The organism is Shewanella waksmanii (assembly GCF_043643685.1).
GTDB classification, from domain to species: Bacteria; Pseudomonadota; Gammaproteobacteria; order Enterobacterales; family Shewanellaceae; genus Shewanella; species Shewanella waksmanii_A.
In genome coordinates, this window is the sequence record NZ_JBHZSN010000028.1 from 1 (window position 1) to 6,061 (window position 6,061).

At 43.7% G+C, this 6,061-nt stretch carries 2 protein-coding genes; both read left to right on the forward strand.

The features are described from left to right. Nucleotides 1–1,697 (forward strand): calcium-binding protein (locus ACHUFW_RS21710; protein WP_394206052.1); only part of this gene is annotated, 1,697 nt, incomplete at its 5' end. A gap of 234 nt (nt 1,698–1,931) precedes the next feature. Then, nucleotides 1,932–6,061 (forward strand): retention module-containing protein (locus tag ACHUFW_RS21715; protein WP_394206054.1); only part of this gene is annotated, 4,130 nt, incomplete at its 3' end.

Sequence of the window (6,061 nt, forward strand, 5' to 3'; positions counted from 1 at the left end):
ATATCAGCTGGAGCGGAGGCGACCTGACATCAATGCTGTCAGCGGCGCAGATCCAAAGCTTGATTGATGGCTTTAGCGTCGACAATGACAGCTGGGATTACTCAATCCTTAACTCACTGGTGCAGTTCCTTGCTGAAGATGAAACCATCACGCTCAGCTTTGATGTGACAGTCACTGACAACGATGGCGGCAGTGACACCAAGACTGTCGTTATTACGATTAACGGCAATAATGACCCTGTTGAAGGTGAGTTTACTAAAGAGATCTGGGTTCCAGCGTCATTTGATGAACTAGTCATTCCGTATGCAGATGGTTATCCACTCAATATTGCCCCCCCCACAGATACGGATAGCAATGACACCCTTACCATTACAGTAACTGGTCTGCCAGAATTTGGTACTGTCGGCTACTATGATGGCAATGTTTTCATTGAACTAACCAACAATATGGAACTTACTAGCGAACAGCTTGCCAATCTCATATACGTTCCTGTTGGCGATGATTTAGCCCATGACATGTCACTCACCTTTGATATTCAATCTGGTTCAGAAGTTGTGCAGGCAGAATTTATTATTCACACTGCACCACCGGCGAGCCTACCAGGACAAACAGTCCAGATTGGTGATGGCTCTTCACCGCTAACCTCAGGAAACGATCAAGAATCGCAACTTATCCTGACAACTGAATTCGCTAACAACTTAGCGAATAATCCTGGCCTTGCGACCTTGCAGTTATTCACTGATTTCCAAAAATCACCCTTCGCAACTCCCATTCCTGGTGATGAGATTGGTGGTACAACAGGAGACAAACGTGAAAGCGAAGTATCAATTAGGCTAACCATTAACGGTATTGTTTTTGTTGTACTGGAAGCTGCAAACGGTATCGCAGATTGGTTCTACGACCCTGACTCTGGCTTAATGAAGGCAAATTTTGACTACTCTGATATCTATCAAGAGGGGCATGTTGGTGATGCCAATTTCTCGCTATTAAACTACCTCAGCAACAGTTATACACCTACAGGGGGGGATATTTGGACAGTCACCTATTTAGATAACGACGGTGGTAGCTATCAAGCACGATTCTTACAAGCGAATTTTGTATTTGATAATACAGGCGATCCCAGCATTACCGTAACAGGTACTGATAACGTAGATAACCTCATTTTTGGCGGAACTTCTGGTGATACTTTAACCGGAGCCAACCTAGATGATCGCATATTCGGCCGTGAAGGCGATGATACAATCATTGGGCTAGACGGCGATGACGAGCTACTTGGCGGTGCAGGAGATGATACCCTCTCCGGAGGTTTGGGCAACGACTACCTGGTAGGAGGCCCCGGCAACGATAGCCTAGATGGTGGAGTCGATACTGACAAAGACACATTTGTGTGGGATGTAGGATCTGATGATGGCAGTATAGATTCTGTTTACAACTTCGACTCTAACTACGACGTACTCGACCTTTCTGATGTCTTAGTCGATGAGGAAAACTTTAGCCTTGAAGACTATCTAAACTTTAACTTCAATAATCTAACCAATAGTACCGAGATATACGTAGACTCAGATAGAGACGGTAATATCGATCTCACCATTGTACTTGACAATGTTAATCTAAATAATACAAATACCCTTACAGATATCCAGGTTATTAACAATTTACTTGGCGATAACGCCTTGATCGTTGATACCATTCCTTAGGCCACTATTGGGGCTAACAATGGACGCAGCAACTATATCTAGTGGCTGCGTCTCGGGAGCGCCAAAAACTGTCATACTTTAGTTGCAACCCCGCTTGACAGCTAGGTTTCCGGAGCGTCAAAAAATTGACCTCGGCCGATACAGTTGTTAATATTTGCAATCAGCTTGTAAAATTATCACCTTAAAATTTAGCAAACTTACTTACTTTTAAGGTCACTCTGCGCGGGGGCAGTTATGGGTATACTAACGATTGAAAAACAAGGACAAGTCACGCTTGTTAATGGTTCAGCGACAATCAGCATCAATGGTCAACAACAGCCAGTTGAGCAAGGTGATGTTCTCATCCCTGGCACGGTTGTCGAATTTACCAATGGCAGCCAGTTAGAAATTACCTATGATGACGGCAGCATATTTTCATCAAATAATATTGCTTCATCGACAACTAGCTCAGAAATACCTGAAGACCTTGCTGCACTGGATGAAATTGAACAGCTGCAAGCACTGATTGCCTCAGGAGAAGACCCTACCGCAGAACTACCTGATACCGCAGCAGGTGGAGCCACCGGTAATGAAGGTGGTTCTGATTTTGTTTCCTTATCTCGCGATGGTTCAGAAACTATTGCCGCAGCCCAATATGACACCAGCTTTGATGCAGCAACCCCCACTGCAGCGCTGTCTATTGCCCCAGCCCCCCTTGATACCGTTGGTTATAACATCGCGCAGTTTACGGATAGTTTTGTTAATGGTGTCGCATATACGACATCATCTGGTTTATCAGGCTTCACAGGTGATCTCGGCCCCGCGGGCTCATTTGCCTACAACGCTGGCGATACGATCACCTTTTCTGTTGGCGGTGTAACCATTGCCGAATTCAGTGCAGACATCATTCAAGGAAGCATATTATTTTTACAAGATATTGCTGGTACTGAACTTTCAGACTCTAACCTCAACTATGTTGAGAACATGGCAATCTTCCTGCAGGCATTAGACAGCGATCTTAGTGATGGCGTCGATGATGGCGTACTACAAACTAACAGCTTGATAAATGCCGATACCGCCTTTGCCAATAACATTACCATTTTGTCTGCGATTCATGATGCGCTGGCAAACTATGTTGATCCAACGACCGGGCAGCCTCTTAATTTGGCCACCGCAGGTAAAGAGATGCTATCACTGGTTCTCAATGAACTCGGCATCATTTTTACCCGCGAATCAGAACGAAGTGAAACTGGCGAAAACATTTTCGAAACCCTTGCGATGCAGCACGTTGCCGATACCATCGATGCCCTCGCTGGCGATCGAGCCCCAGGCGAACACGATGATCGTTTAGCAGATATTATTGAAGTTCCCGGTGGACTTATTACCTATAACTACAATGAGTTGGATGGAAAAATTACATTTTCTGCCAATGATCTTCTTGTTGGTGCCGTAGGCCATCAGGTCATTACTGAAAACCTAGTAGTAAAGAATGTGCAGCTCAGCGCAGAGTTTGCCGATATCGGTACGCTAGTCGACCTTGGTGACGGCAATTACGAAATCATTCTCAATGAAGGTGTCGATCAATATGACTTAGAGAATTTGTCGATTGATTACCGTGTCGAAGATTGGACGGCATTTAGAGAAGTCACTTCATCGACCCAAGACCAGTATAAATCACATCTTTCTGCTGATATTCCAGATGTATTAGAGGATGTAGGTTTCAATCAGTTTGCGTTAAACAGTCAACTGGTGTTTGATGAAGACCAACAGCTATTTATCAACTTTACCAGTGAGCTTTTAAGTGAACAGCTTGGTTTCCCTATCGCCGAATATGCAGATGACTATATTGTTCCTTTAGAGTATTCCAATGATGGCGGGCTAACTTGGCAAACCATGACCGTCGAATCTATCGACTACAGCGGTACCATTCCACGCCCCATTTTTGGCTTCACACTAGCTGCTGGTAATGATGCAGTATTGATCCGTGTCCCCATTTTTGATGATGCACAAGTCGAACCTACCGAATATTTCCGCGCTGATGTCACTGGTGAAAACTTCTATGATGAAGTTTTACAGTTTGCAATTTTTGATAATGATGGCGGCTCAGGTAATACCTTACCAACTATTGATATTGACTATGCGATTGCTATTGAAGGAATGGAGTTTGCGACATTTACGCTTACGCTAAGTAGTCCTAGCACCGAAGTGGTCACCGTTGATTTTAGCTCTGAAGAGCTTACTGCACTATTTGGTGAAGATTTCATTAATGTCTCTGGTACAGTCACTTTCCAACCCGGCGAAACCGTTGCTTATATCAACGTACCGATTGTTGACGACCTTATCGTTGAGACAGATAACCCAGAATTTGCATTAATTAATTTGTCTAACCCGACAAATGCCCTGCTAACTGACCCGCAAGGCACGTTGCGTATTTTTGATAATGATCTACCAGCTAATACTGCCATCAGTATCGATCTTGATCCGGTTACAGGCGATAACGTCATAACCACTGAAGAAGGCGAACAGCTGATTACCATTACAGGTACGGTGACCGCAGATGCCTCTATTGGTGTAGGAATCGTTATCGTCACCATCAATGGTCAGAATTATCAGACTGTTATGGATGCTAATGGTAACTTCTCTATTCAAGTACAAGGTAGTGAACTGTTCCTCGATAGCGACACCGTTGTTGATGCTGTGGTTTATGGCTACGGCCTAGGTGATATTTTTGGTACCGCCACCACCACTGAAGATTATGATTTAGCCTCAGTACTTATTGATGACGTTAACGTTATCAGTGAAGACAGCATAGCTAGTGGTAATGTACTTGAGAATGACAGTGATGGCGATGATGTATTAACGGTTGCAACTTTTGAAGTTAACGGTGAGCAATATAATGCGGGCGATACTGTCGTATTAGACGGTGGCAGTTTAGTCATCAACAAGGATGGCAGCTATACCTTCACGCCAAATGAAAACTGGAATGGTACTGTTCCTGTAATCACCTATACAACCAATACTGGTTATAGCTCCACGCTAAGTATCGTAGTAACTCCAGTAGACGATGAAAGCGTGCTGGTGAACGACGCTCAAATTATTGATGAAGATACTATCGCTACAGGCAACGTGTTAAGTAACGATACAGACGTTGATAATGTCCTAACGGTTGCGGGTTATGAAGTTGACGGTCAAGGCTACCCCGCTGGAGCAACTGCTCAGCTAGACGGTGGCACGTTAGTCATTAACGAAGATGGCAGCTATACCTTTACTCCAAATGAAAACTGGAACGGTGTGCTACCAGTTATTACTTACACAACTAATACTGGCTCAACCGCAACTCTGACCATTGAAGTCGCCCCAGTTGATGATCCAAGTATTCTTGAAAATGACACTAATACTGTCGAAGAAGACACGGTTGCGACGGGCAATGTGTTAGAAAATGATTTCGATGTCGATGATGAATTAACCGTTGCAAGCTTTGAAATTGATGGTGAAACCTATGATGCAGGCACTTTAGTAACTTTAGAAAGTGGCGTTATAGTTATCAATACTGATGGCAGCTACACTTTTACACCTGCAGAAAACTGGAATGGCATATTACCAGTAATCACCTACACAACGAATACTGGCTCAACAGCAACACTCACTTTAGAAGTCACTCCTGTTGATGATGAAAGCCAATTACTTAATGATTTTAACACGATCAACGAAGGCAGCATTGCTACAGGAAATGTTTTAAATAACGATACCGATATCGATAACATCTTAAGCGTAACGACTTTCTCTTTAAATGGTCAAACATACAACGCTGGTACATCGGTGACATTAACGAGTGGAATCCTCGTCATAGAATCTAATGGTTCTTATACTTTCGTTCCAAATGAAAACTGGAACGGTGTATTGCCAACCATAACCTATGTGACTAATACAGGTTCTTCTGCAACGTTAAATATCAATGTTCTTCCAGTTGATGATCCTACCATTACTGTTAATGATACGAATACCATACAAGAAGATACTTTTGCATCTGGAAATGTTCTAGCTAACGACTCTGATTTGGATAGTGTACTAAGTATTGCCAGTTTCTCTGTAGAAGGTAGTTCATATACTGCTAATTCAACCGTTGTGTTAAACAGCGGAACCCTGACACTAAACAGTAACGGTAACTATACATTTACTCCTACAGCTGACTGGAATGGTACTGTTCCGGTTATCACTTATGTCACCAATACCGGGGTTACTGCCACGCTAACTATTATTGTTCAGCCCGAAAATGACGCTCCATTAGCCGAAGACGACAGCTTCAGCGTCGATGAAGGCGCGATGGTCAGCGGCAATGTCATCACTCACGATGACGGCGATGGTGTGGTTGATAGCGATGGCGG